General features: G+C 43.4%; 19 protein-coding genes and 10 tRNA genes. 6 read left to right on the plus strand and 23 right to left on the minus strand.

Translation table 11 applies throughout. The features are described 5' to 3' along the window. Positions 1 to 207: 207 nt before the first annotated feature. The gene (locus ACQKKO_RS06890; RefSeq protein WP_498645602.1) at positions 208 to 1,662 is read left to right on the plus strand and encodes a carbon starvation CstA family protein; all 1,455 of its coding nucleotides are present in this window, start codon (positions 208 to 210) and stop codon (positions 1,660 to 1,662) included. Between the two features lie 158 nt (positions 1,663 to 1,820). Here ACQKKO_RS06890 and ACQKKO_RS06895 read toward each other — a convergent pair. The 11 genes from ACQKKO_RS06895 to comGA all read right to left on the minus strand — a co-directional run bounded on the left by ACQKKO_RS06895 (position 1,821) and on the right by comGA (position 4,911). After that, a tRNA-Leu gene (locus ACQKKO_RS06895) sits at positions 1,821 to 1,902 on the minus strand. Between the two features lie 19 nt (positions 1,903 to 1,921). Continuing rightward, positions 1,922 to 2,012, minus strand: a tRNA-Ser gene (locus ACQKKO_RS06900). 42 nt (positions 2,013 to 2,054) lie between these two features. Beyond that, positions 2,055 to 2,128: transfer RNA gene (locus tag ACQKKO_RS06905), tRNA-Ile, on the minus strand. A 12-nt stretch (positions 2,129 to 2,140) separates the two neighbouring features. Then, positions 2,141 to 2,211 (minus strand) — tRNA-Gly (locus tag ACQKKO_RS06910). Between the two features lie 43 nt (positions 2,212 to 2,254). Then, a tRNA-Gly gene (locus ACQKKO_RS06915) sits at positions 2,255 to 2,326 on the minus strand. A gap of 4 nt (positions 2,327 to 2,330) precedes the next feature. Next, positions 2,331 to 2,405, minus strand: a tRNA-Gln gene (locus ACQKKO_RS06920). Between the two features lie 15 nt (positions 2,406 to 2,420). Continuing rightward, positions 2,421 to 2,494, minus strand: a tRNA-Met gene (locus ACQKKO_RS06925). A 21-nt stretch (positions 2,495 to 2,515) separates the two neighbouring features. Further along, a tRNA-Ser gene (locus ACQKKO_RS06930) sits at positions 2,516 to 2,608 on the minus strand. Between the two features lie 18 nt (positions 2,609 to 2,626). Next, a tRNA-Ala gene (locus ACQKKO_RS06935) sits at positions 2,627 to 2,699 on the minus strand. Positions 2,700 to 2,872: 173 nt separating this feature from the next. After that, positions 2,873 to 3,919, minus strand: coding sequence for a competence type IV pilus assembly protein ComGB (gene comGB / locus ACQKKO_RS06940; RefSeq protein WP_498645604.1), 1,047 nt, complete (start codon positions 3,917 to 3,919; stop codon positions 2,873 to 2,875). Continuing rightward, on the minus strand, positions 3,910 to 4,911 hold the full coding sequence (gene comGA, locus ACQKKO_RS06945; protein ID WP_498645607.1) for a competence type IV pilus ATPase ComGA: 1,002 nt from the start codon (positions 4,909 to 4,911) through the stop codon (positions 3,910 to 3,912). The genes comGB and comGA overlap by 10 nt, the downstream gene beginning before the upstream one ends. A 115-nt stretch (positions 4,912 to 5,026) precedes the next feature. Between comGA and ACQKKO_RS06950 the strand changes: the two genes are divergently transcribed. Then, positions 5,027 to 5,096: transfer RNA gene (locus ACQKKO_RS06950), tRNA-Leu, on the plus strand. Positions 5,097 to 5,130: 34 nt separating this feature from the next. Here the strand turns inward: ACQKKO_RS06950 and hlpB are convergent. Beyond that, positions 5,131 to 5,409 carry an HNH nuclease-like protein HlpB gene (gene hlpB, locus ACQKKO_RS06955; RefSeq protein ID WP_498645609.1) on the minus strand — a complete coding sequence of 93 codons (279 nt, stop codon included), beginning with the start codon at positions 5,407 to 5,409 and terminating at the stop codon, positions 5,131 to 5,133. Positions 5,410 to 5,541: 132 nt separating this feature from the next. Here hlpB and ACQKKO_RS06960 point away from each other — a divergent pair, with 132 nt between their 5' ends. Beyond that, positions 5,542 to 7,881: an ATP-dependent helicase gene (locus tag ACQKKO_RS06960; RefSeq protein ID WP_498645611.1), complete on the plus strand. Its 2,340-nt coding sequence runs from the start codon at positions 5,542 to 5,544 to the stop codon at positions 7,879 to 7,881. A 2-nt stretch (positions 7,882 to 7,883) separates the two neighbouring features. After that, complete coding sequence (locus ACQKKO_RS06965) at positions 7,884 to 8,528, plus strand: HD domain-containing protein (protein WP_498645613.1); 645 nt, start codon at positions 7,884 to 7,886, stop codon at positions 8,526 to 8,528. 40 nt (positions 8,529 to 8,568) lie between these two features. On the opposite strand, the gene ACQKKO_RS06970 is transcribed toward ACQKKO_RS06965, so the two are convergent. From ACQKKO_RS06970 to ACQKKO_RS06995, 6 genes are all read right to left on the minus strand, one after another. Beyond that, a complete protein-coding gene (locus tag ACQKKO_RS06970) occupies positions 8,569 to 9,708 on the minus strand; it encodes a glycerate kinase (RefSeq protein WP_498645615.1) in 1,140 nt (379 codons plus the stop codon). A 145-nt stretch (positions 9,709 to 9,853) separates the two neighbouring features. After that, positions 9,854 to 11,263 carry an alanine/glycine:cation symporter family protein gene (locus tag ACQKKO_RS06975; RefSeq protein ID WP_498645617.1) on the minus strand — a complete coding sequence of 470 codons (1,410 nt, stop codon included), beginning with the start codon at positions 11,261 to 11,263 and terminating at the stop codon, positions 9,854 to 9,856. Between the two features lie 129 nt (positions 11,264 to 11,392). Next, on the minus strand, positions 11,393 to 12,508 hold the full coding sequence (locus ACQKKO_RS06980; RefSeq protein WP_498645619.1) for a glycosyltransferase: 1,116 nt from the start codon (positions 12,506 to 12,508) through the stop codon (positions 11,393 to 11,395). Between the two features lie 104 nt (positions 12,509 to 12,612). Further along, the gene (locus ACQKKO_RS06985; RefSeq protein ID WP_498645621.1) at positions 12,613 to 15,741 is read right to left on the minus strand and encodes an NTTRR-F1 domain; all 3,129 of its coding nucleotides are present in this window, start codon (positions 15,739 to 15,741) and stop codon (positions 12,613 to 12,615) included. Positions 15,742 to 15,876: 135 nt separating this feature from the next. Beyond that, on the minus strand, positions 15,877 to 17,748 hold the full coding sequence (locus tag ACQKKO_RS06990; protein ID WP_498645623.1) for an NTTRR-F1 domain: 1,872 nt from the start codon (positions 17,746 to 17,748) through the stop codon (positions 15,877 to 15,879). Between the two features lie 114 nt (positions 17,749 to 17,862). Continuing rightward, the gene (locus ACQKKO_RS06995) at positions 17,863 to 19,548 is read right to left on the minus strand and encodes a glycosyltransferase family 2 protein (RefSeq protein WP_498645626.1); all 1,686 of its coding nucleotides are present in this window, start codon (positions 19,546 to 19,548) and stop codon (positions 17,863 to 17,865) included. Between the two features lie 89 nt (positions 19,549 to 19,637). Between ACQKKO_RS06995 and ACQKKO_RS07000 the strand changes: the two genes are divergently transcribed. After that, on the plus strand, positions 19,638 to 20,111 hold the full coding sequence (locus ACQKKO_RS07000) for a hypothetical protein (protein ID WP_498645629.1): 474 nt from the start codon (positions 19,638 to 19,640) through the stop codon (positions 20,109 to 20,111). Here ACQKKO_RS07000 and ACQKKO_RS07005 read toward each other — a convergent pair. The 5 genes from ACQKKO_RS07005 to ACQKKO_RS07025 form a co-directional block, all read right to left on the minus strand. After that, positions 20,080 to 21,048 carry an NAD-dependent epimerase/dehydratase family protein gene (locus tag ACQKKO_RS07005; protein ID WP_498645631.1) on the minus strand — a complete coding sequence of 323 codons (969 nt, stop codon included), beginning with the start codon at positions 21,046 to 21,048 and terminating at the stop codon, positions 20,080 to 20,082. The two genes, ACQKKO_RS07000 and ACQKKO_RS07005, sit on opposite strands and share 32 nt — an antisense overlap. Before the next feature lie 13 nt (positions 21,049 to 21,061). Then, on the minus strand, positions 21,062 to 22,318 hold the full coding sequence (locus ACQKKO_RS07010; protein WP_498645633.1) for a nucleotide sugar dehydrogenase: 1,257 nt from the start codon (positions 22,316 to 22,318) through the stop codon (positions 21,062 to 21,064). 139 nt (positions 22,319 to 22,457) lie between these two features. Beyond that, positions 22,458 to 23,153 (minus strand): N-acetyltransferase, encoded by a 696-nt coding sequence (locus tag ACQKKO_RS07015; RefSeq protein WP_498645635.1) that lies wholly within the window; start codon positions 23,151 to 23,153, stop codon positions 22,458 to 22,460. Between the two features lie 3 nt (positions 23,154 to 23,156). Further along, a complete protein-coding gene (locus ACQKKO_RS07020) occupies positions 23,157 to 24,176 on the minus strand; it encodes a glycosyltransferase (RefSeq protein ID WP_498645637.1) in 1,020 nt (339 codons plus the stop codon). Between the two features lie 13 nt (positions 24,177 to 24,189). Next, on the minus strand, positions 24,190 to 25,176 hold the full coding sequence (locus tag ACQKKO_RS07025; protein ID WP_498645639.1) for a glycosyltransferase family protein: 987 nt from the start codon (positions 25,174 to 25,176) through the stop codon (positions 24,190 to 24,192). 158 nt (positions 25,177 to 25,334) lie between these two features. Here ACQKKO_RS07025 and ACQKKO_RS07030 point away from each other — a divergent pair, with 158 nt between their 5' ends. Then, entirely contained in the window at positions 25,335 to 26,339 is a 1,005-nt protein-coding gene (locus ACQKKO_RS07030) for a DUF4855 domain-containing protein (protein ID WP_498645642.1), read from the plus strand. Positions 26,340 to 26,586: the final 247 nt, after the last annotated feature.

Genomic DNA, 26,586 nt, shown 5'->3' on the forward strand with positions numbered 1-26,586 from the left:
TCCTTTAGTTAGGGGAATGGAGCTGTGGGTAATATAAGGGGGCAAATCGTAACTCTTTTATCTATCCTCCTTTTACTGGAATACTATTCTTATTTGACATTAATAGGCTTGACTCCTTCTTTCAAAAAAAGAATGATTTCTTTTTTTTCTGCAATCTTATAAACTGAAAATGTAAGCGTATTCTTTATAAAAAGAGGGAGGATTAGAATGATCACTTTTTTAGTCGGAATCTTGTTATTAATTATTGGGTATTTTACCTATGGTAAAGTGGTCGAGCGTATCTTTGGAGTAAAAGAAGAACGCCCTACGCCTGCGTACGTGAATGCAGACAATGTTGACTATGTGCCAATTAGCACAACAAAAAACTCGCTCATACAGTTATTAAACATCGCAGGTACTGGTCCTGTGTTTGGACCAATTATGGGAGCTTTGTATGGTCCTGTGGCCTTTATCTGGATTGTTGTAGGCTGTATTTTTGCAGGTGCTGTGCATGATTATCTGACAGGGATGATTTCAATAAGAAATAAAGGGGCACATCTACCTGCATTAGCTAGTAAATTTCTCGGAAATATTATGAAGCATGTTGTAAATGCTTTTGCTGTTTTACTACTTCTTTTAGTTGGAACCGTATTCGTTTCAACACCCGCAAGCTTATTACATTTATTAATGGATGGCCGAATTGCTTTAGGTCTCATTATTGCGGCAATCTTTATTTATTATGTGTTCGCTACACTCATGCCGGTTGATAAGATCATTGGACGAATTTACCCATTTTTCGGTGCCCTTCTTCTTTTAGGTACAGCGGGTATAGGCATTATGATGCTTGTAAAAGGTGCTCCGATTCCTGAGCTGTCGTTTACAAATTTTCACCCTGACAACTTACCTGTTATGCCTTTAATCTTTTTCACGATTACCTGTGGTGCATTATCAGGATTCCATGCCACACAAACACCTATTATCTCAAGGACAACAAAACGAGAAAAGCAAGGCCGGAAGATCTTTTATGGCATGATGATTGCAGAAGGGATCATTGCCATGATTTGGGCTGCGGCAGCCATGAGCTTAGTAAATGGGTACGGAGGTTTAAATGAAATGCTTGCTGCTGGTGGGCCTGGAGCTATTGTTAACGAGGTCTCTACTCTGATGTTAGGAGCAATCGGAGGAACAATTGCTGTTTTAGGTGTTGTTGTATTACCCATCACATCTGGTGACACAGCATTTCGAAGCGCACGCATGATTATAGCCGAGTACTTAAATGTTGCCCAACGTAAGATTTCAAAACGTTTTCTTATTGCGGTTCCTCTCTTTTTAATCTCAGTAGGACTCACACAAATCGACTTTAATATTTTGTGGCGTTATTTTAGCTGGGCCAATCAAGCCACCGCCGTGATTGCTTTATTTGTAGGTGCAATGTATTTGTATATTGCCAGAAAGAACTACTGGATCTCTCTTGTTCCAGGAAGTTTTATGCTTGTCATGGTTATTACGTATATCTTAAATGCTCAAATTGGATTCAGGCTCCCTATGACAGCCTCTTGGATAGGAGGGCTTGTTGGTGCAGCTATTCTTATCACTTTATTCTTCCGAGCAGCTAAAAAGGCACGAGCAAATAATCTCCCTCTAGAGATTGATGTCTCGTATTGGAAGAAAGATTCAGCTTAATTTGTTTTTCATAAGATTTCTTTTAAAGGACCGTAACTCAAGTAGATACGGTCCCTTTTTTATGATAGAAGCCTCTATTATAGTCTCAGCTCACTACAATTAAATAGACAGAAAAAGAGCCTTGATTTTAGTTGATAAAATCAAGGCTCTTTCAGCAATGCGGGTGAAGGGACTTGAACCCCCACGTCATAAGACACTAGATCCTAAATCTAGCGCGTCTGCCAATTCCGCCACACCCGCGTATTTAATTTCTTCAAAATGGCGGAGAAGGAGGGATTTGAACCCTCGCGCCGCTTACACGACCTACACCCTTAGCAGGGGCGCCCCTTCAGCCACTTGGGTACTTCTCCAAGAGTCAAAAAGCATAGCTCTTATCTTAATGAAGAGTATGATGGGCCTGAGTGGACTCGAACCACCGACCTCACGCTTATCAGGCGTGCGCTCTAACCAGCTGAGCTACAGGCCCATACTCTAGAAAAGCGGGTGATGAGAATCGAACTCACATCATCAGCTTGGAAGGCTGAGGTTTTACCACTAAACTACACCCGCATATTCACATACAGCCAATTCATTCGCATACATAGTACAGCGAAGCGGAAGACGAGATTCGAACTCGCGACCCCCACCTTGGCAAGGTGGTGTTCTACCACTGAACTACTTCCGCAAAATGGCTGGGCTACCTGGGATCGAACCAGGGAATGACGGAATCAAAATCCGTTGCCTTACCGCTTGGCTATAGCCCATCAAACAAAAGGTAATTGCGGGGGAAGGATTTGAACCTTCGACCTTCGGGTTATGAGCCCGACGAGCTACCAGACTGCTCCACCCCGCGACGTTATAAAGTTAATAAAAATGGAGGAGGAAGAGGGATTCGAACCCCCGCGCGGTTTGACCCGCCTGTCGGTTTTCAAGACCGATCCCTTCAGCCAGACTTGGGTATTCCTCCGAGAAAAAACAATGAAAGTGGAGCCTAGCGGGATCGAACCGCTGACCTCCTGCGTGCAAGGCAGGCGCTCTCCCAGCTGAGCTAAGGCCCCTCGTTAGTCATGTGACTTGCTATGTATTTCGTTAGTGTTTCGCTGTCGTTCCGAATAACTATCGGCGACGTTTAATAATATAACACGGTACCTTTGATTTGCGCAACCCTTTTTCAAAAAAAGTTTAAATATTTTTTTTGAAAGGGAGAAAAGGCTTGTTTTCTCCCCTTATATTACCGCAAAGCTCCGATCATTTCAAACATGGGAAGCATAACGGATAAAAACACAACAAAGATAAATCCGCCCATACCAATGAAGAATACAGGCTGTAGAAGTGCCAGTCCCTTCCTTAACGATTCTTCAAGATCTATAAAGAGTAACTCACTGTAATTTTGTAAATCAGACGCTAGGTAGCCTGTACGATTTCCATTCTCCACAACAAATGAAAGATCTTTAAGAAAGTAATGACGATTTAAGAGCATCTGGCTGAGCGACTCTCCTTGCTGTAGTTCCCTTTTCATTTGATGAGCCTCGTGTTGAAAAAAAGGGAGATACGTCTGATTCTCGAAGATAGACAATGCATGCTGTATCGACATCCCTCCTCCAAGAAGTCTCCCAAATTGCAAAGAAAAATAGTAAGTAATGATTCTGCGGGTCACCCGTCGCGTTAACTTTAACTGTAATAGCTTATTGATCTTTAAATGCGGTGGGATGGGCTTAATCTTTATACGATAGTACATATAAAGAGAGAAAAGAATGATAAAGAAAACAGAAGCAATGAAGGGAAGATTTTCTAAGAACCTGAAGAAAAACGCGGTTAAAGCTGGAGGATTGCTGTTCATTGAGACAAACAAATTCTGAAAGTGTGGAACGATAAACTGTTGAACGATGATTAAAACCATAACGCCAGCCCAGCCTAAAACAAGTGGGTAGCGTAATAGCTTTTGAATTTGAACTCTTGTTTTCTCTCTCCCCTCAAATACGATTCCTGCCTGGATTAGCCCTTTAGCCACTTCGCCCTGCTCTTCATAAAAATAAATAAACGAAAGGATATCAGCAGGTAGATTCAAGTGTTCAAATGCTTCATGAATGCGTGCACCGCTGTGTAAGTCAGATTGTATTTGTTCAAGTTGAGCTTGAACAGACTCATTCCCATGTAAGGCGATAAATGAAAGGGCTGCATCCATCGAATACCCTTGCTCCAGCAAATTTCCTATTCGAATCAAACGTTTAGCTTGTTCCAATTGATTACGTTTTTTTCGTAATATAATCAGGTCCATTCCTCCATTCGTTTAACCATTGCACTAGAAATAAACCCCAATGCCCAGGCTTTCCTAGCTGCATGGATAAGTTGATAGTAGGCTGGACGTGTACCTGTTAATACAGCCTTCGTTAACAAATCGCCATCAAGGATCTCATAAAGAGCACGCTGGTGACTCCAAACTGTACCAACCAGCCTTTGAGCAACCATTGCTTGGCATACTTCTGCTAGTTCCATTTTTGACAACCCGTATTCCTGAAAACGCAACACAGCCTGATACGCATCTGTTGTATGAATACTTGCAATCACAAGATGCCCCGTTAAAGCTGCCCTGATTGCAAGCGCCGCTGTTTCTTTATCGCGAATCTCCCCTACAATGATGACATCAGGATCATGACGTAGAATGGCTCTAAGCCCAGTCTCAAAGGTCAAACCAGCTCGCCGGTTAACTTCTAGTTGCACAGTTGACGGCAACATCCGTTCTACTGGATCTTCAATTGTAATGAGAGATCTCGTATGTTCCTGGATAATTTCGTTTGCCATCCCGTATAACGTTGTTGTTTTACCAGAACCAGTTGGGCCACAGATTAAAATTAGTCCATTTCGAAGCTGGGTTAGGTGTTGGAGTTTTGTTAATTGAGTTGAGATAAGAGGTAATGCGTCTAACGATTGAAGCTCTGTTTGTGGGATTAGTCGAATGGCCAAGCTTTCCATTCCGTGTGCGGGTAACGTGGATAGTCTAAGTGAATAAAGACCTTTTGTTGAGTGCATATTCATTGCCATGCTTTGGGGTTTTCTGCGTTCGCCGATGTCCATACCAGACATGTATTTAAAATGGCTAATCATCCGTTCTGCTACATGATGCGTGAGCCGACGTTGCGATACCATTTCCCCATGAATTCGGTAATGGACAAAGCAATGATTTTTTTGTGGGATAAAATGAATGTCCGTTCCCTGCTTATGAATGGCATCTTCAATGAGACGGGTGCTTTCTTTATCGATTTCGTACAATGATTCACCTACTTTCTTTTACATCTGTTAAAATTCATTCGACATCTTTTTCTTTTTCCCTTCTATAATCATAAAATTTGGTTAAACGGACATACTAATAGAGTCAACATTACAATGGGCTATAGCCAAGTGGATGGTAGCGAACTCAGAACCCGCTAACGTTGGTTCGAATCCAACTAGCCCAATATATTAGACGAGCACATCCATCGGTGCGCTCGTCTATTTTGATTTCTTTCTTGTTTTTGGAATCGTTTTGGAGGGTTGTTTTCGTATCCACTTAATGAATCTTCTAACTGCTTCATCCTCTTGTAATTCTTTGATTGTTGATAGTCTGGCTGCAAGCTCCTCATTACTATACAATACATGAATTTGCTTATGGCAAGGAATACAAAGCATTGCAGTTTCTAGGTTAGCTCCTCCCTTTTGTCTTGGCGTTAAATGATGGAGTGTTCGTTCAACTTCTTCCCGCAAACAAAGCTCACACTGACCTATGTTCATCTTTTCACCTTCTTACATTCTCGAATGTTCACAACATTCTCCTGAAATTATTCTCCCTTTTCTTTCTTAAATTTGCTACGATTGATAGTATCTTTCTAGAGATGTAGCGATTGATGCAAAGGATGTTTTAGCATGCAAACAGCATTTTATCAACATAAATTAACGACCTTACCTATACTAGACCGTAGTGAGTGGCAGCGAGTGTACCAAGCTGCTAAAAGAGGAGAAGTCACCTGTCCTCATTGTCAGGAGCCTGTGCGTATGAGCATGAGCATAAAGTGCGCGCCCTCATTTGATCACCCTCATTCAGTATTTGATTGTGAGGAACAGGTAAAAAAACTGGAACAGGCACAAACAAAAACAGAACAACCTACTATAAATCAAACAGAAACGAGTGTCGGTGGGTTTATATTACCCAAAGGCCGCTCTATTGAATCTCAATCTAAGCCAGTTAATGATTTGGAGTGGAAGGAACCTGTTTCAATTCACAGCTTTCCCTCCTTTACAAAGTCTTCTTCAGTTAAAGCGAACCAGTCGCACCCTTACCGACAATCACTTGTGGAATCAAATATCGTTCTTGACGAAGCACAGTGGAACGCTGTCACGAAAACCGAAGGACCATTATTACTTGTGGCTGGTGCTGGCAGTGGAAAAACGCGTGTCCTAACAAGTAGAGCGGCTTACATGCTTCAGCACATCGGCATATTACCTGAGCAAATGATCCTTGTTACTTTTACGGCAAAAGCTGCAAGAGAAATGAAAGAACGGATGAAGATTTATCCTGGTCTTTCTAAACAAACCTTGCGGAAATTAATGATTGGAACCTTTCATAGCATTTTCTATAAAATGCTTCTACATCATGAGCCAGAGAAATGGGACAGCCGTTTTTTGTTAAAGGAGTGGCAACGAGTACAAATCATTAAAGAGGCAGGTCGCAACATGGGGCTTGATGAGAAAGAATTCGCCTATGATCAAGCTCTCACTCAAATAAGCTGGTGGAAAAATCACTTGATGACTCCAGATCAAGTGAAACCACTTGACCATTGGGAAGAGCGTTGCGCCTCTTTGTATAAAACGTATGAAGAAACAAGACAAGCTCGATCTACCTTTGATTTTGACGACATGTTAACAGGTTGTTATGACATGCTCACTTCCAATCAAACCTTACTTAAACGATACCAAGAACGGTTTTCTTATGTTTCAGTAGATGAATTCCAAGACATTAATAAAATACAATTTAAGCTGATTCAACTATTATGTGAGCCGAATCGCAACCTTTGTGTTGTAGGTGATGATGATCAATCCATTTACGCTTTTAGAGGAAGTGATCCTGAATACCTCCGCCGTTTCCCTGCTTTATATCCAGAAGGTGAGACGATTATTTTAGATCAGAATTACCGGTCCACTCATCCGATCGTATCCCTTGCCAATAACGTTGTTAAAACGAATAAGCAACGAATGAGTAAGGAACTTCAAGCCCAAACGACTTCAGAAACGGTTCCTTTTCTTTTCTTTCCTTATGATGAAGAAGAGGAAGCAACCATGATTGTGACAGATATGAATGAACGTATTCAAGATGGTGCACGTCCTTCTGATTTTGCCATTCTCTACCGAACAAACGTCCACTCAATGGCTTTATTTGAACGGCTAATTCAGTCGAGCATTCCATTTATGATTGAGCAGGACGGAGAATCCTTCTACAGACGGAAGGTAGTCAAAAAAGCGCTGGCTTACCTCCGGATTGCCCAGCACCCGGATAATACAGAAGCCATGAATGATTTGATTGGTGCGCTGTTTTTAAAACAGGAGCGATTAACAGAAATTAAGAGTCTAAGCATTCTGCATGACTGTTCTTTACTAGAATCCTTAAAGCATCTTAGTGGACTAAAGCCGTTTCAATTAAAAAAAATGGAGGATCTGCCCTCTCAATGTAAAGAGATTAATCAGTCAACTCCTTTAGAAGCATTAAACCGAATTGAAAAGGAGCTTGGCTTTAAGGATTATCTTAAAAAGCAGGGCAGCGAAGGAAATAAGATGGATAAAGGAAGCGATGATCTTGCCAGGTTAAAAGTATCTGCAAGACAACATAACTCGATTCCTTCTTTCATAGAACATGTTGATCATATGGTTGCCAAGCAAGATGAACAACGTGCGCAGCCGATTGATTCTGACGCAGTTCAACTCATGACCATCCACCGCTCAAAAGGGCTGGAGTTCAAACATGTATATATCCTTGGTGCGGTTGAAGGATCTATGCCACATGATTATGCATTGGATGCTTGGCGTGATGGTGATGATCAGCCTCTCGAAGAAGAACGTAGGCTCATGTATGTAGCCATGACTCGAGCTGAACAAGCACTGGCTATATCCATTCCAATGATGTACAAGGGAAAACGTGCACAACGCTCTCGTTTTGTACGTGAGATGAGTCGACAATTAGCCCCCAATAAAATACGATCCGAGGTGAAATGAAGATGAATTCAACAATCATTGCAGAAACCGAACAGTGGGTACGTGAAAAGCTTTCTAGCGATACGTCCGGTCATGATTGGTACCACATCGAGCGGGTGACAACCTTGGCTCGTTATCTTTGCAAAGATACTCGTGCAGACAAAGACACCGTCGTTCTCGCAAGTCTTCTTCATGACTTAGCTGATGATAAATTAATTGAAGATGAAGAAGCAGGTCGGCTAATGATTGCCAACTGGCTAAACGAAAAATCTGTATCTAAAGAGGTCATTGACCACATTCTCCTCATTATTTCTACGATGTCATTTAAAGGCGGAAGCGGTTCGCCTATGAAGACCTTAGAGGGACAAATTGTTCAGGATGCTGATCGACTTGACGCATTGGGGGCAATTGGTATAGCAAGGACCTTTACGTACTCAGGGCATAAGCAGCAACCGATGTATGACCCAAATTTGCCAACTAGAGAAGACATGACCATAGAGGAATATCGGCATGGTCAATCAAGTGCCATTCATCACTTTTATGAAAAACTGTTAAAGCTACCAGCACTTATGAACACTCCAAAAGGAATGGCCTTAGCAGAAGAAAGAACCCAATACATGAAGTCCTTCTTACAACAGTTTTATTCAGAGTGGACATTTAAGGAATAGAGAAAAGAGCCAAAACCATTTAAGGTTTTGGCTCTTTTTATTATCCTTTAAGTTTCATTGTCGTTGCAATATTCCTGGCTAGTACTTCAAGGTATTTCAACCCATTTCCCATCGCATCCTCAAGCGGAATCACCCCCGGAACTAATGAAAATGCCGCATCAATTCCGTGCTCGTGGATAACCTCATATCGCTCTCCCAATTGTCCAGCAACCGCAATTACTGGCACACCAGCTTCTTTCGCGGCTTTAGCCACACCAATTGGCGTTTTACCAAAAATCGATTGATGATCTAGCCGACCTTCGCCTGTTATAACTAGATCTGCTCCTTCTAGGTGTGAGACAAAGTTTGTCAATTCTAACACAAGCGTGATCCCTGAAGCTAAACGAGGACGAACAAACGCCAATAATCCAGCACCGAGTCCTCCGGCGGCTCCTGCACCAGGTGTGTCTTGAACAGTGAGCCCAACTTGTTCTTCTATCACACGTGCATAATGGGCTAGTCCCGCTTCAAGTTGATCTCGAATGATTTGAGTTGTAGCGCCTTTTTGTGGGCCATAAACTGCCGTCGCACCATTTACACCAAGTAACGGATTATCTACATCTGATGCTACCTCAATGGAGGTCTGAGTGAGTCCAGGATGAAGTTCATTGGTTTGAATCGTTGCTAGTGTATGTAAGGCTCCCCCTCCAAATGGTAGCTCTTGTCCTTCCCTATTTAAAAGTTTCACACCTAATGCTTGAGCCATTCCAGCTCCTCCATCATTTGTTGCACTTCCGCCTAGTCCTAAAATTATTTTTGTTGCTCCTTCATTTAATGCGTCCACCATTAATTCTCCCGTACCATAGGATGTTGTAATCAGTGGATCTCTTTGGCCCGGTGGCACTAAATGCAAACCAGAAGCAGAGGCCATCTCAATCACAGCCACTCCTGTGTCTTTAGAAAGTGCATAACTCGCCTCCACTGGTGTTCCTAAAGGGCCTGTTACGGTTACTTTTTTTATTTTTCCATGTAAGGCGTCAGCTAAAGATTCAACGGTTCCTTCTCCACCATCTGCCATTGGAATCTTGAGATATGTACAGCCAGGGAAAACCTGTTTAAACCCTTTCTCTATTGCATATGCAGCTTCGTTTGCTGAAAAACTCTCTTTAAATGAATCTGGAGCGATGATTATTTTTTTCATTTGTTTCTCCCCTTACAGCAAGTGATATATTTTAAATTGATAACGCTTACTATAGTGTTTATTTTATCTAACCTTAAAATCTTCTACAAGGAGAAATAATAAATAAAAAAGCCATTCGTACAAAATGTACGAATGACTAGTTGAATTATGATTTATCGGTTTCTTTATCCACCCAGGTATCAGCGCCTTTTAGACCAGGAATGTTTTTCTGATAAAAGACTGGATCCTTTCCTGCTTTACGTTGCTGTTGGTAATCTTTTATGGCCGCAAAAGCTACCTTACTTATTAACAGGATAACGACTAAGTTCACTGCAGCAGTAAATGCCATAAAAATATCAGCTAAACCCCAAGCTAATCCGATTTCAATATAAGATCCAACGACAATCATAAGAATAACAGCTAAGCGATATACCTGTAACCAAACAGTACCGTCCTTAATAAATTGGATATTTGATTCTCCATAATAATAGTTTCCAATTAAAGAACTAAAAGCAAAGAAGAAGATGGCAATCGCTACAAAACCTACTGCCCAACTACCTAAATGCTCACTTAACGATGCTTGAGTTAGAGCAACACCACTAGTAGCAGTTCCTTGTTGATAAACATCAGATAAAAGGATTGCAAAGGCTGTTGCTGAACAAATGATAATTGTGTCAAAGAAAACGCCTAATGATTGAACTAATCCTTGTTTAACAGGGTGACTTACGTGTGCCGCTGCCGCTGCATGTGGAACACTTCCCATTCCCGCTTCATTTGAAAATAGTCCACGTCTCGTACCTTCAATAAGCGCCCCTACTAATAAACCAACCCCTGCTTCTCTAAAGCCGAATGCTTCGGTAACGATTAAACTTAACACCGATGGAATTAAATTAACGTTTGTAATAACGACAAATGCTACAACTCCAACATAGAAAATAGCCATGACAGGTACGATGATCGAAGTAATTTTAGATATGCGCTGTACGCCACCAAAGATAATGATTCCTGTCAATAAAGCAACAACCATTCCAACAATTATTGGATTGAATGAAAAGGCTTCGTCTAATGCATTTGCGAGAGTATTTGCTTGAAGAGAGTTAAAAATGAGACCAAAAGTGATGGAAATGAGTACAGCAAATAAAACAGCCAACCATTTTTTCCCTAATGCAGTTTGAATGTAATACGCTGGCCCACCCCTAAAATTTTCTCCATCTCTCACTTTATAAATTTGTGCTAACAAACTTTCAATAAGTCCGGTAGCCATCCCAATAATAGCGACAATCCACATCCAAAATACTGCGCCAGGTCCACCTGCAGTGATGGCCATAGCAACACCCGCGATGTTCGCAGCCCCTACTCTTGAAGCTGCACTGATTGAGAATGCTTGAAATGCCGAGACACCATTTTTATTTTCTGATTTTTCCGTTATCACTCTAAACATTTCTGGAAAGAGCCTTACTTGTACAAAGTTTGTTCGAATTGTAAAATAAACACCAACACCGACTAACAAAATAATTAATATGTACGTATAAATAAAGTCGTTCACGTGTCCTATTCCGTTAATAAAAGCATCCATATTCTAACTTCCTCCTTACTTCATTGAATTTTTATCATACCTTTATTACGCGATACAAGCAATCCATGTAAAAAATCCCCATATTAAAAAGGAGAACGAATACCGTTCTCCCTAATTACTACCCAATCCTTATTCGTTTGAATCGTGCTTTGTTAAACCTAGTTCATGTTCAAGGAGTTTTTTATTTGCTAAGATTGTTGTATCCTTTGGTCGATACCCACGAGCCACTTCATTTTTTTCATAAGACTTTTGTTTATCACCTGTTCGATAATAACAAACACACATTTGAAGGTTTGGATACCATGTTGAATAGGCCGGATAACTAAAACTCCATTGATCTGGATCCGGTTTTAGATTCGCAGATACTTCGTACCAATAGATGGCATCTAGATAAAATGCTCTTGTCTGATAATTATATCCGATCCTTGAACAAGCTTCAGGTCTTGGTGTTCTCGTGTATAGGAAAGAATTAAACAACGCTTTAAGTTCTTCATCAACTTGATTTAAGGCCCGGTAACAGTCCGCTTTACCAATGCAAGCATGGAACGTGTCTTCAATCCAGCCATCTCCTTTTTTAATATGAAGGTTGTATTGCTCAATGGCCTTTTCAAATTTTCCTTTTTCTCTTAATTCATTCCCATAATAAAAATAATCTCTAGCAGAGAATTCCTCATTGTTCTCTTCTTTCTGTTGGAAGATTGAATAAATCACCCCTACATTAGTGCTTGCCTTCTCAGGAGTAAATTCTTTTTTATGGGTAATAGAAATGTCAGAGTTAATGATGTTTCCAAACACATTTAAGTACTCGTGTGCATCTCCTCCCCATAGAAAATTCTTCGATCTTTTTACTAATCGATTTCTACGATATCTAAGAGCCACATTACCCTCATCATCAACGCCATTGTCATAATACATGGATACTGAATCAACAGAAGGATCCAATGTTTCTTTTAACTTAAGTAATTTCTCTTGATCTTCCTCAAGTAACACATCATCTGCATCTAGATAAAGAATGTACTCTTTGGTTGCATGTTTAAAAGCTTCATTTCTAGCAGCAGCATAACTGTCGGTCCATTTATAGAAAAAGACTCGATCTGTGTAGGTCCGAGCTAATTCTTCCGTTCCATCTGTAGAACCTGTGTCCAAAATATTAATCTCATCGACAATGTGCTTCACCGTATCAAGGCAACGTCCAAGTAATTTTTCTTCGTTCTTCACAATCATACATAAACTGATCGTAATCATTTAGGCTCACTCCTAACTTTTATCTTCCTACTATCTGTATACTATGAGAAAAGTGTAAGTACGTGAAAAAACAGCTACTTGAAAAAGTAGCTGCTTTAAAGTCATTAAGATAAACGAACGATATTCAAACTAGCTCCAACACCTGGTTGTAACGTAGCTGCTCCGAGTAAGCTGTACAACTGGACACTAATTGTTGCTCCAGCAGGTACCTCTTGGATAAATTGGGCAGTGAAGAGATTTGTTGATATACCCGGCGCTACAACTGAGCGATCCACTTGAGTGCCATTTAGTAAAATCCTTGAGTTGAGTAGTAATCCGAGTGTAGTTTTAATGTTATAGCCAATTTGGTACGTTCCTGCTTGTGTAACCGTAAAGATGGTTCCACCAGCATTTGACGTTACACCTGATAGAAGCTGCAAGTTTGGTAAAGGGACGAGTGTTCCTAATAAAATAACTGCGATCGCTGTTCCTTGAGTGTTTCCAGCATAACCAAAGGTTGAGGTGACACTTGGTCCTGTGGGTCCTGTGGCTCCCGTCGGTCCGGTAGCCCCTGTTGCTCCGGTTGGTCCGGTTACTCCCGTCGCTCCCGTTGGCCCTGTTGCTCCCGTCGGTCCGGTTGCTCCGGTAGCCCCTGTTGCTCCTGTCGGTCCGGTTGGTCCTGTTACTCCCGTTGGCCCTGTTGCTCCTGTCGGCCCTGTTGCTCCCGTGGCTCCCGTCGGTCCGGTGGCTCCCGTTGGCCCTGTTGCTCCCGTGGCTCCCGTCGGTCCGGTGGCTCCCGTGGCTCCCGTCGGTCCGGTGGCTCCCGTTGGCCCTGTTGCTCCCGTTGCCCCTGTTGCTCCCGTGGCTCCGGTTGGCCCTGTTACTCCTGTTGCCCCTGTTGCTCCCGTCGGTCCGGTGGCTCCGGTTGCCCCGGTCGCTCCGGTTACTCCCGTGGCTCCTGTCGGCCCTGTTGCTCCCGTTGCCCCTGTGGCTCCGGTTGGCCCGGTTGGCCCTGTTGCTCCGGTTACTCCCGTTGCCCCGGTTGCTCCCGTCGGTCCGGTGGCTCCGGTTGCCCCGGTCGCTCCGGTTACTCCCGTGGCTCCTGTCGGCCCTGTTGCTCCCGTTGCCCCTGTTGCTCCGGTTACTCCTGTTGCCCCTGTGGCTCCCGTTGCCCCGGTTGCTCCGGTTACTCCGGTTACTCCTGTTGCCCCGGTTGGCCCGGTTGCTCCGGTTACTCCCGTGGCTCCGGTTGGCCCTGTAGTCCCCGTTGGCCCTGTTACTCCTGTGGCTCCGGTTACTCCTGTTGGCCCTGTTACTCCCGTTGGCCCTGTTGCTCCCGTGGCTCCCGTCGGTCCGGTGGCTCCTGTTGCCCCTGTTGCTCCCGTTGGTCCCGTCGGTCCAGTGGTTCCTGTTACTCCCGTTGCTCCGGTTACTCCGGTCGCTCCGGTTACTCCTGTTGGCCCTGTTGCTCCCGTGGCTCCCGTCGCTCCGGTTGCTCCGGTTACTCCCGTTGCTCCGGTTACTCCCGTCGCTCCGGTTACTCCTGTTGCTCCCGTTGCTCCGGTGGCCCCTGTTGCCCCTGTTGCTCCCGTTGCCCCGGTGGCTCCGGTTGGCCCTGTTGCTCCGGTTGCTCCTGTCGGTCCTGTTGGTCCGGTAGCCCCTGTTGCTCCCGTTGGCCCGGTAGCCCCTGTTGCTCCGGTTGGCCCTGTTACTCCTGTTGCCCCGGTTGGCCCGGTTGGCCCTGTTGCTCCGGTTACTCCCGTTGCTCCGGTTACTCCCGTTGCTCCGGTTGCTCCTGTTGCTCCCGTTGCCCCGGTTACTCCGGTTACTCCGGTTACTCCTGTTGCCCCGGTTGCTCCCGTTACCCCGGTGGCTCCGGTTGGCCCTGTTGCTCCGGTTACTCCTGTTACTCCGGTCGCTCCGGTTGCCCCGGTTACTCCTGTTACTCCTGTTGGCCCGGTTGGTCCTGTTACTCCCGTTGCCCCTGTTGCTCCCGTTGCTCCGGTTACTCCCGTCGGTCCAGTGGTTCCTGTTACTCCCGTTGCTCCGGTTGGCCCTGTTACTCCGGTTGCTCCTGTTGCTCCCGTTGGCCCTGTTACTCCTGTGGCTCCCGTTGGCCCTGTTACTCCTGTTGCTCCGGTTGGCCCTGTTACTCCTGTTACTCCTGTTGCTCCCGTGGCTCCGGTTACTCCCGTGGCTCCGGTTGCCCCGGTCGCTCCGGTTACTCCGGTAGCCCCTGTTGCTCCGGTTGCTCCGGTTGCTCCGGTTGGCCCTGTTGCTCCCGTGGCTCCCGTCGGGCCGGTGGCTCCTGTTGCTCCGGTTGCCCCGGTCGCTCCGGTTACTCCGGTTACTCCCGTCGGTCCAGTGGTTCCTGTTACTCCCGTTGCCCCGGTTGCTCCGGTTGACCCTGTTGCCCCGGTTACTCCCGTTGCCCCGGTGGCTCCCGTGGCTCCGGTGGCTCCCGTGGCTCCGGTTGGCCCTGTTACTCCTGTTGCCCCTGTGGCTCCCGTGGCTCCCGTCGGTCCGGTGGCTCCCGTTGGCCCTGTTACTCCCGTTGCCCCTGTGGCTCCCGTGGCTCCCGTCGGTCCGGTTGCTCCTGTCGCTCCTGTTACTCCCGTTGCTCCCGTTGGCCCTATTGCCCCCGTTAATCCAGTGGCTCCTATCGGTCCGGTTACTCCCGTTGGTCCAGTTGCTCCGGTTACTCCTGTCGCTCCTGTTTCTCCAGTCGGCCCGGTTGCCCCTGTCGGTCCCGGCGGACCAGGTGGGCCGGTCGGTGGCGGCGGACCCTCAAGTACAAGCAACCCGACATCATCTATAAGCATGTCTGATCCTCCCACCTGAGGGAGTGAGTTAAGTAGCACCATTGCTTGAGTGGCATTTAAAGGAACAGTGAAGGTCGTTTGGCTAATTTCTAGCCAAGTGTTTGTTGAGATACCTGGAATATTTTGAGGAGGAATACTTATAATTAGACCGTAGCCAATAAAATTAAAATTATCATCGTAATAGTTTACAGATATTGTTATAGGAGCTGCAACTTCAACATCTGAAACTTTTGAAATTGAAGTATAAAATTGAAATGTTTCTCCTGGAGCAATATTAACAATTTGATAAATATAAGCGTTATTAAATGTATCGTTTAAAAGAAGGCTATAAAATCCTGAATGGCTATATAAAGCTGTCACTTCTGCATTAAGTGGCACCCAAGGACTTATTGATCCTGTTTCGAATCCTCCATTTATAATTTTGTTTATCATTTCCTCTCCTCCTTAAACGCCATATAATCTATAAATATTCAACATTACTCATTTTGTTTGAACCTTCACCCACTTATTAAGTCCTGGTTTTTCTTCAATAAAAAAAAGCCCAAACGAATGGGCTTAAATCATTTATTAATCTACTCTAATCGCTACGAGTGAGGCACCTACTCCTGCTTGTAGTGTGGCTACTGCAACAACTCCAAATAATTGTAATCCAATTGTCGTTCCTGCAGTTAACGTAGTAATAACATCAGCTTCATAACTACTTAATGTTAAAACTGGAGATATAATTGTTCCAGGGATCGGTACTCCATTCACTACAGCTTGAGCCCCTGCTAACAATCCTGCAGTCAGGTTTATACGATAAGTGATAAAATATCTTCCAGTTACAGGTACTGTAAATAGAGTTGACGCACCATTTGCTACAAACCCATCTAAACTTTGAGCACCTGTTAATGGTACTGGAGTTCCTCCTAAAATAACAGCTACAATTCCTCCAGCCGTGTTCACTGCTGACATACTATTTGCAGTGACAGATGTTCCAGTTGAACCTGTGGCTCCCGTCGGGCCAGTGGCTCCGGTTACTCCGGTCGCTCCCGTGGCTCCCGTTGGTCCGGTTACTCCTGTTGCTCCGGTCGCTCCCGTGGCTCCTGTTGGTCCGGTTACTCCTGTTGCTCCGGTTACTCCTGTTGGTCCCGTTGGTCCGGTCACTCCGGTCACTCCGGTCGCTCCCGTTTCTCCTGTTGCTCCGGTTACTCCTGTTGGTCCCGTTGGTCCGGTCACTCCGGTCACTCCGGTCACTCCGGTCGCTCCGGTCGCTCCCGTTTCTCCTGTGGCTCCGGTTACTCCTGTTGGTCCCGTTGGTCCGGTCACTCCGGTCACTCCGGTCGCTCCGGTCGCTCCCGTTTCTCCTGTGGCTCCGGTTACTCCTGTTGCTCCCGTGGCTCCCGTTGGTCCCGTTGGTCCGGTTACTCCGGTGGCTCCCGTTTCTCCTGTTGGGCCGGTTACTCCGGTCGCTCCTGTGGCTCCCGTCGGGCCTGTTACTCCGGTCGCTCCCGTGGCTCCCGTTGGTCCGGTCACTCCTGTTGCTCCCGTGGCTCCCGTTGGTCCGGTTACTCCGGTGGCTCCCGTTTCTCCTGTTGGTCCGGTTACTCCTGTTGCTCCCGTTGGTCCGGTTACTCCGGTCGCCCCCGTGGCTCCCGTTGGGCCGGTTACTCCGGTGGCTCCCGTTGGTCCGGTCACTCCGGTCGCTCCCGTTTCTCCTGTTGGGCCGGTTACTCCGGTTACTCCTGTTGCTCCCGTTGGGCCTGTTACTCCTGTTGCTCCCGTGGCTCCTGTTGGGCCTGTCACTCCAGTTGCTCCCGTTGGGCCTGTTACTCCCGTTGGTCCGGTTACTCCCGTTGCTCCCGTGGCTCCTGTTGCTCCCGTGGCTCCTGTTGGTCCGGTTACTCCTGTCGGGCCTGTTGCTCCCGTCGGGCCTGTTGGACCTGTTGGACCTGTTGGGCCTGTTGGGCCTGGAGGTCCACTTGGTACAAAAAGAGCACCTATCGTGATCATTGAAACATCATCTACTACAATATCAGCTGTACCTAGCGAGGCGGCAACTGTTATCGTAATGGATGCGAATGCAGTTCCTACGGGTGCAAGTTCTGTTGTTTCATAGACTGTCAGCCACGTAGCAGCAGTGGCTTCTGGTACACCCTCCGAAAGAACATTTACGAGTAAACCTGAGCTTAAAAAGACAAAACTCGCATCGTAATAATTAACTGTAATTGTTACTGAAGGAGATGGTAAGACACTTGTTTTAGCAAGCGAGATTAGAACTTCAAAGCTTTCTCCTTCATTAACTGAAATGGTTTGTGATAAGGTTGACCCTATTGCTGGCAATTGAACTGCATATATGCCTGTATGACTAAATGTAGTTGTTATAAATCCATTTACACTAGTCCAAGGAGTCAAAGACCCTGTTTCAAACCCACTATTTTCAATTCGATTGATAACCATATTTCCCCTCCTTTGCTTCTAATGCTTCACACATAAGAAGCTGTATTATTTTATGAATCTTAAACTAAACGGACCGCACACTCGCCTAAATGTATCTATTTTTTCATCAACACATTAAGGATGTTCAATAACTAAATTGAAATCTAATGAAGGAGGAGCTAAGTCTTCACCGTTCTTTTTCACGTTTGATTGAAATGTCTTCTTAAGAAAAAGCGGGTTTTCTTCCAGTACACTTCTATTGCGTCCTCCATCTGAAAAACTTCCTCGAGCACCCTTTTCATCAATCCAATACTTGAACCCTTTAAGTATTGAGGACAGTATCATTTGCTCATTTTTTTCTATATATTTACTGGCTGGTATGGATAAGGGAGCAACAATGTGATGACCCAACTCAAGTAATTTAAGATGTCCCTCCCCTAAAGATTGAAAAGCAGAACGATTAAAATCTGAGAAGACGGATCGTTTTATCACGAATGGTGGAATCAGTAATGACGAACCCGGAAAATCGTGGCAACCAGCAGTCACATTTAATAATGTATTGCCTATATGAACGAGCATCATTTTTTCAATGGAGCTTTGGGTACTGGATTGATCATTTAGGCAAACATCAACTCCTGGTTTTTCAACTTCATCAAAAAACAGGAGAATTTCGTTTTTTGTGATTGGAATATCTGCCGAATGAAATAGTAATCGATTTCCTTGAGCAATCTGACTTCCAATATAGAAAGCCGTATCAAGTGAGCATGACTCGTCAATTGTGATATAAGGCATAGATTGATGAGCAAAAATATCAACTGCTTCTAGATGAGTTGACGCTATTATAGGGACCCACTCAATCTGATTGTACTCCAGTAAATCCTCAATATTTGATAGGTCAGCCCCATGTGGCACATAGAAAATGACGCTCCTGTCACTCGCTTTAGACAAGGCCTGCCACTTTAAACGATCTGAATAAAGGAGAAGAAATCCTTCTAATTGTTTTGGATAATGTAGTGTTGGTCCACACGTATCAAATAAATAATCAAGAGCTTCTATGAAATCGCCATGCATTCGTTGCATCGCCTCACCAATAACCTCTCCTGGCTTCGGTAGATGATTTGTACGCATTTTGTTCATTCCCAGTACATCAATCGTATGAGGAATTGATATTTTAAGCTGCTTTTCAACGGCGATTGTATTTGCTAAAACAGGGTTGGACAATTCACTGCGTCCAATTGTATCAAGCGCCTTACGACTAAAAGCATGTGGAATCGTTAAGATATTCTCCGCACGCAAATCTCTTCTCTCTTGGATGGCATTTAAGAAAAACCTAGATTGTGAGATAATATCCGCCTTTTCCACTTTCGTAATCCAATCAATTGAATTAATCGCCATATCTATCCCATTTTCAATATCTAGGATAAAGGGTAGATAATCCTCTGCTTTTATCACAATATCTCCATCCGTAAATAAATAAATATCTGCTTTTGCATCAAGCGCACCTATTGCTCGACCTACATCATTACCGAGCGGTTGAGCATAGTTTAAGACCTTTGCGCCATGCCACTCTGCAATGCGCGCGGTATGATCCTTAGAACCGTTCACAACCACGATGATTTGATCTGGTTTTAGACGCTTTAGCTCCGCGAGTACTCCAGGTAGCGTATCAGCCTCGTCCATTGCAGGGACAATTACGTGTAACGTATAGTCCAGATTTCGTTTGACAATACCAGTTGAAACAGGTTGAGGTAATTGCCCGTTCAACCGTTTTAAATAATCCTCTTTATTCGTGATCACTCGATAGGAAAAACTATTCCTCATGGGGCGCTCCCCCTTTTTAAGATTGATCTGCATGTTCCAATTCAATTGGACATATACACTATATAAACACTATTAATGAGGTGATTCGTATGGATAACAAGCAGACTTCCTTTCGAACAAAATTAACACCTGTTCAATTACAGCAACGTTTGATTTACACACAATCTGAGCTTAAAAAATATAAGGCGCAAGTTGAAAAATATCAAAATGATTATTATTACAATATGATTGATGAACTCAAAGAAAAGGAACAATCTTGGATTATAGAAAAGGATGAGCTTCAACAAAGCCTTTTAACGGCAAACGAAACCATTCAACTTCTTCAAAACGAGCTCACAACGTTGAAAGCACAAGAAAAGGCAGATCAAGCATCTGCCCCAAAAGGTAAAAAAGAAACACCTACTTCAACTCAGCCTGTCTTGGGTCCTGAAACTACTCAGGCAAAGGAAATACCTTTTCATCAAGGAGAAGAAGAAACATCTGTGTCAACTTCAAAAAACCAGGATTGGTTTTTACGATCCGTAAAAGGTTCTAAGAAAGACTCGTCTTTTGATAAGAAGTAACAAGTGCTTGAATGCCTTCGATTAAGTCTGTTTCAGGAACATAGTTTAAAAGGTTCTGGGCTTTCTTTATAGATGGTACTCTTTTTCTCATATCCTCAAAGCCTTCTCCGTACGCTTCCTCATAGGAGATTTGTTTGATGGGTGAGCTAGATTGAGTGCATTTTTTTACAACCTGAGCAAGTTCTGAGATAGATGTGCCATGATTCGTGCCAATATTAATAATTTGTTGATCTGTTTTTTTTATTAATACCAAAGCCGTTGCTTTAGCTGTATCTTTCACAAATGTAAAACAACGGCTTTGGGTTCCATCTCCAAAAAGAGTAATGTCTTTGTTTTCAATGGCTGCTTTAACAAAGATTGGAACGACTCCACCATAGATTGAATCGTTTGCTCTTGGCCCGTATGCATTAAAATATCTGAGTATGGTCACCGGTAGCCCTTCTTTTCCATATGCAAGACAAAGATGCTCTTCCATTGATTTAGCCGTTGAATAGCACCATCTGTGGATATGTGTTGAGCCAAGTAGGCGGTCACCATCTTCTTCATATGGAAGATCTTCACTTTTCCCATAGACTTCCGAGCTTGATGCAAAGATTACCCTTTTGTTGTATCGGGCGGCACTCTCTAAAATCGTTGAAGTCCCTGATAAATTTTCTTTAATGACCTTTAACGGTGAATCTACACAGTGCTTTACACCAAGCACAGCAGCCAAATGGAACACGACGTCATGCTTATCTATGAGTGGATCCACGGTAGGAACATGACTACAATCCCCTTCAATTAATCGAAACTTGGGATTTTCACGTAAATGGGCGACATTTGATTGATTTCCATTTGAGAAATTATCTAGAGCTGTGACATCATGCCCCAACTCCAACAGCTCTTCACAAAGGTGGGAACCAATAAATCCCGCTCCACCCGTAACCAGAAGATTCACACTCTCACCTCTTTTATAATCGTATTACATGATCATAGGTTCCTTTAATACAGTTTCTCGTATCAAACAATAAGGAAGCTCCTTTAATTAAAGCCTTATAATCAATTTGGCTATGATCTGTTAAAATAACAGCCGCATCATAGAAAGAAAGCTTTTGTTGATCATATTGAATACCGTGATATGTTTTACCTTGTAACGTAATGTCTTCTACAAACGGATCATGAAAATCAACGTTCCAGCCACGTTTGATTAGTTCCTCCATAACCGGAATGGATACAGATTCCCTCACATCGTTAACGTCTTTCTTATACGTTAATCCGATTAATAAAACGCTTGGTGTTTTCTTTTCTAAGCCAAGTGCCTTTTCTAAACGATCGACCACATACATAGGCTGCTCGTCATTCACCTTCTTGGCTAGATCAATAAATGGTGTATGAAGCTTTTGTTCGTTTGCTTTCCACTTTAAGTAAAGAGGATCAACGGGTATGCAATGCCCTCCAATTCCTGGACCTGGATAATATGGGGTAAATCCATATGGCTTTGTACTTGCCGCGTCAATCACTTGCCATATATCAATGTTTAGCTCGTGACAGATTTGACTCATCTCGTTCATAAATGAAATATTAATTAATCGCTGGGTATTCTCTAAGATCTTTGTCATTTCTGCTACACGCGTATTATCAACAGGTACAAGTGATGTAAAGGCCTTACCGTAAATGGCTTGCACTTCTTGTAAACACGCTTTTGTGACACCACTCACAACCTTTGCTATATCTTCCAGCTCATAATCTACATTCCCTGGGTCAATTCGTTCAGGAGAATAACCGAGAAATAAATCCACTCCTACCTTCAGACCACTTTTCTCTAGAAGTGGGACTAGAACTTCTTCTGTTGTTCCTGGAAAGGTTGAGCTTTCAAGCACCACAAGCTGCCCATGACGAAGATGTGGTAGCATAGCCTGCGCTGCAGACTCTAAATAACTTAAATCTGGATCTTGATGATTTCTAAGCGGGGTCGGAACACATAAAATGATTGCATGAGCTGTTTCGATTCTCTTAAAATCATTCGAGAAACAAAATCGCTTTGAAGCTGTCAGCTTTTTCATGTCTTCATCTGAGTAATCAGACAAGTAGGATGTGCCTTCCTCTAAGCAATCTAGCTTTCTAGAATCTATATCAATGCCAATTACGTCATATCCACTTTTATGAAATAATGTCGCCAATGGTAACCCTACATACCCGAGACCAATGACAGCAATTTGAGTCGTCATTCTTGCAGCCCTTCTTTCAAATGGTTAGATTATCAGTCTAACTATTGATATGTGGCTGTTTATTGATTCGTTAAAGCCAATATCCATATTCATCAGCTGAAAGAGCAAAATAATGAACTAGCCTACCTTGAAACAATCATTAACTTCTGACTCTTGCTGGGTTCCCAACTGTGACTGCTTTTTCTGGAACATCTTTAGTGACAACAGCTCCCGCACCAACAACGGCGTGCTCCCCTATTACAATGGCCGGTAAAAGTGTAGCATGGTTCCCAATTTTGGCATGCGCTCTAATATGCGGTCCTGTATGCGTTCCTTTGCCACTTGCCATATATTTATCATTCGACATGGAACAACATGGACCAATAAACACATGATCTTCAATGATGGTGTCCGCTGTCACATAACATCCGGTTTGAATGGTCACATTCTTTCCAATTCGGGTGTTCGGTTCAATCATGGCATGCCGGCCGATGATCGTATTCCGATCAATAAAAATCTGCTCACGTATACTGACATGATCTCCGATAAATACTCCTTCTGCTAGGGAAAGTCCTCTGTACAGAGTGACATGACTCCCAATCACGACGTTATTATCGATAGCGAGCGGTGCTAACTCAGTAGCTGGTTTTCTAGCCATCTTCTTATTTGAACCAGGGCGCTTCCCGAGCACTACGTGATCACCAATTTCCACGTCATTTCCTATGACTGTCCCTTCTTTGATTACGGCATGGGAGCCAATGCTGACTCGATCGCCAATGCGTACACCCATTTCAATGACAGCATATTCGCCTACTTCTACATTCGTTCCTAAAATGACACTTGAATGGATGCTCATTCGCTATTCAGTCTCCTTCGTAACCGTTTGATAGATTGATAGTAATGTTTGTGTGACGGTATTTGCATGATGATGCCTTTCTACATACATTCGTCCTTGAACTCCAAGTTCATACCGCTTTTCGGGGTGTAAAAGTAAGTCCTTTACAACTGTCTTAAACGTATCAGGGTTTGCTGATTGAACAGGAACATCCGTTGGAAGGGTTTGATACAAATCCGGTCTAATAAATGCTATAACTGGTTTACCTAATGCCATCGCTTCAATGCTCAAATTCCCATACATTCCACATAAAATCTGATCGATAATAAGATCTGCATTCCTATATTGTTGAATGGCCTCTTTATGACTCGTATTCTCTATCAGTTGAAAATCAAAGGAGCATTCGTCCTGTAAGTCTGAAAGTACGTCTTCAATGACATCCGTTCCTTTGAACTCCCGCTGTGAAGGTGCATGAACGACAAGAGGTCTCTCTTTATTAATACTTGGGTAGCTGGGTGTGTACTTTTGGACATCACATAATCTTGGAAGAACATAAATAGGTACGCCACTTTTTTCGTAATATGGTTGAACATATTTGTATAATTCATAGTCCTGTACGATGGCTACATCAATGAGTTCTGCGAAGACGGTTAAATTATGATGAATGGTCTCATCCGGCAAGGAAGATTCGGCATTTACATATTCGTTGCGATAGTCTTCGCCTTGTCTAGCCAATTGTCGTGTTCTTACATCGGTGCCACGATGATGCATAATGATTTTCCCACCGTGCTTTTTGATCCAATGTAAATCCCTAAAGTCTCCGATAAACGTACCGCTGTTATGAAAATGAAAAATATCAAAGAATGGGATCGCTGCGAGAGCTACTTTTTGCATATCAAACGAATCTGTTGGATACGTTCCAGGATAGTTAAAGCTTGTTTGGAAGTAATTAAAAGCAGCTGAGATAAAGCCTTCCTCACGAAGTTTTGTATTAATTAGACCCACCTGGCCTGCAATTTCCATTGGCGCGTGGCAAATTTTCAAACCAGCTCCCCCCTTATAACTTCTGGTAAATTAATTCTAGACTCTCAGCAATATGATCTGCATGATGAAACGTTTCAACAAATGCACGCGATCGTTTTCCAGTCTCATGTCTCAGTAAAGGATTTGTTACGTAAGTCTTTAACACCTCGATTAATGTATCAGGCTTTGCAATGACAATGGGGAAATCATCTGGCAAATGCGAACGGACGTCCTGACGAATGTTTGCCATGACTACTTTACCAAGTGCCATCGCTTCTACACTTAACACTCCGTAAGTCCCGCATAATAATTGATCAATAATGATGTCAGCCTCTTTATACAGTTCTAGTGCTTTGTCATGACTTAACTGTTCGACCTTCTTATATTCAAAGTCATAGCCTTCCGCCTCCAGCTGGTTAAGCGCCTCGTGTACATATTGCGTCCCTTTAAATGCTTGATTTGTAGGTGCATGAACGATTAAAGGCTTTGTAACTGTTGGTGAAGGATAGTGCGGGACGAATTTTTCTGTCTGACAAATGAGTGGAACCACGTGAACATTTTTATAGTATTCTTGTACATAAGGAACCATTTCGTAATCTTGAACAATCGCCGTATCAATGTACTGAGTGAGATACAACAATCTCTCATGAATGTATTCATCTGTGTTATAGCTTGGAGGAAGAGGGTAAGGATTTAATTCTTCAACCTTTTTAGCTGTTCGCACATCATTCCCCCAGTGATGCATCACAAGTTTTTTTCCTAGATCTTTTAGGTAAGGAAGTTCTTCTCCTTTTACAGTAAACGAATTGCCATTATGAAAATGACACACCTCTGCAAACTGACTGAGTGGAAGTAAGTATTTATATAGTTCATACGCATCCGTTGGTACAATATGATCCTGATAATTTAAATACGTGTGAAACCAATTTAATCCATTCACTTGATGTCCTCTTTTTTTTAGCGCATCACACATCATGCCCATTTGCCCGGATATTTCAGTTGGAACATGAATAATCTTCACTCGACATTCCCCCGATTCTTAACCTAGCTGCCTTTTCTATATCTATTCAACCAACCGCCTATTCGTTAACAAAAGCTGTGAAATGAAGCGAATCATTTTTTTATGGCGTCTTACATAAACTGTTCGTAGAGAAGAGTTTGGGGAAAGGTGGCATAAATATGAAAGGCTTGTTGAAAGGTGAGACCATAGGGGTTAAGAATCATCTTGCAATCATTAATATAGGGGGATTTGACGACCAAAAGATTAGATCGTGGGGGAAAGAGGAATTGCGTCCCGCTGTATCCTATCAATTAAACGGAGCGGCAACAGGCGAAACCTACTTTGAAGGATTTATTTTTAATCCCATCTCATCAAAGGATGATTCTTATATTCATCCTCTTTATGACGGATTCGGTGAACGTTCAACTGAAGAGGATTGGATTCTATACCTCGAACTTCTTTTTGAGGAGGAAGCCAATCTTCATGCCCTGCATTCATTAACTGAACATTCTCTAGATATTTGGATAGGTTTACCTTATCCGTTAGTCGGTGAAACCACCTTCGGGTTGGGAGGTACAAATACTCAATTAGTCTTTAACAACATGTCTAACCGACTAACAGCATTAACATGGTGGTATAAACTGTTCCTCCAAGCGTGGGATTCCGCCGGCTTTACAAAATTAAAGCTTCAAGGGTTCTACTGGATTAAAGAAGTATTAAATGAGCCTGATGAAGAGTTGATACAGCACATTAATACTCATATTCATGAAGATGGATTTAAAACGATGTGGCTTCCTAATTACGGCGGGTTTGGTGCGATGAAACCATGGAAAGGCGATCATTTAAAGTTTAATGTAACCGCCGTAAATACGAATTACTATGGGAACACCATGATGGGTACAGAGTGGATCAATTATGCTTGTATGTTCTCAAATGTATTTGGTTGTGGCATTCAAATGAACATTGGTAAAGGCTGGACCTTCAGCCCTTATCATGTCTATGACTTTCTGAATCTAGGCCTACCCACACGTAATAATTATATAGATAATTATTTACTCGTATTTAATTTCTATAACATTACGTGTAAAGAATTTGCGGAAGATCATCCAGCTGAATATCAGCAGGTGCGTCACTTTTTGAAGAAGCAATACGTCGATCAACAATATCCTGGAAGAGCGTATTAAATAACGATGAGTTTGGACCACAACTAAAAATTAATTAAAAAATGGCGAATGATTCTTCAATCGAATCATTCGCCATTCGTGATTTTATTTGAACCTGGGACTTCAACGGAACAGGATGCGGTGAAGGCACTCTAGCGGCGCCTTACCCGTTAAAGGGGTTGAGGCCGTCCTCATGGGTGGGAGGGATTCTCCTGCAGCGGATATTGTGCTTGTTCGTGTTTTGCTATCCACATTAATGTTATGATCC

The sequence above is a fragment of the Alkalihalobacillus sp. NPDC127517 genome, from assembly GCF_050276055.1.
In the GTDB taxonomy this organism is placed as follows: domain Bacteria; phylum Bacillota; class Bacilli; order Bacillales; family Bacillaceae_D; genus Alkalicoccobacillus.

What these genes read in the sequence shown, in the direction of transcription:
- ACQKKO_RS06960 (WP_498645611.1), top strand. Translation starts at nt 5,542, where the DNA reads ATGCAAACAGCATTTTATCAACATAAATTAACGACCTTACCTATACTA.
- ACQKKO_RS07000 (WP_498645629.1), top strand. Translation starts at nt 19,638, where the DNA reads ATGGATAACAAGCAGACTTCCTTTCGAACAAAATTAACACCTGTTCAA.
- ACQKKO_RS06995 (WP_498645626.1), bottom strand. Translation starts at nt 19,548, where the DNA reads ATGAGGAATAGTTTTTCCTATCGAGTGATCACGAATAAAGAGGATTAT.
- ACQKKO_RS07015 (WP_498645635.1), bottom strand. Translation starts at nt 23,153, where the DNA reads ATGAGCATCCATTCAAGTGTCATTTTAGGAACGAATGTAGAAGTAGGC.
- ACQKKO_RS06990 (WP_498645623.1), bottom strand. Translation starts at nt 17,748, where the DNA reads ATGGTTATCAATCGAATTGAAAATAGTGGGTTTGAAACAGGGTCTTTG.
- comGB (WP_498645604.1), bottom strand. Translation starts at nt 3,919, where the DNA reads ATGGACCTGATTATATTACGAAAAAAACGTAATCAATTGGAACAAGCT.
- ACQKKO_RS06980 (WP_498645619.1), bottom strand. Translation starts at nt 12,508, where the DNA reads ATGATTACGATCAGTTTATGTATGATTGTGAAGAACGAAGAAAAATTA.
- ACQKKO_RS06890 (WP_498645602.1), top strand. Translation starts at nt 208, where the DNA reads ATGATCACTTTTTTAGTCGGAATCTTGTTATTAATTATTGGGTATTTT.
- ACQKKO_RS06985 (WP_498645621.1), bottom strand. Translation starts at nt 15,741, where the DNA reads ATGATAAACAAAATTATAAATGGAGGATTCGAAACAGGATCAATAAGT.
- ACQKKO_RS06965 (WP_498645613.1), top strand. Translation starts at nt 7,884, where the DNA reads ATGAATTCAACAATCATTGCAGAAACCGAACAGTGGGTACGTGAAAAG.
- ACQKKO_RS07030 (WP_498645642.1), top strand. Translation starts at nt 25,335, where the DNA reads ATGAAAGGCTTGTTGAAAGGTGAGACCATAGGGGTTAAGAATCATCTT.
- hlpB (WP_498645609.1), bottom strand. Translation starts at nt 5,409, where the DNA reads ATGAACATAGGTCAGTGTGAGCTTTGTTTGCGGGAAGAAGTTGAACGA.
- ACQKKO_RS07010 (WP_498645633.1), bottom strand. Translation starts at nt 22,318, where the DNA reads ATGACGACTCAAATTGCTGTCATTGGTCTCGGGTATGTAGGGTTACCA.
- ACQKKO_RS06970 (WP_498645615.1), bottom strand. Translation starts at nt 9,708, where the DNA reads ATGAAAAAAATAATCATCGCTCCAGATTCATTTAAAGAGAGTTTTTCA.
- ACQKKO_RS06975 (WP_498645617.1), bottom strand. Translation starts at nt 11,263, where the DNA reads ATGGATGCTTTTATTAACGGAATAGGACACGTGAACGACTTTATTTAT.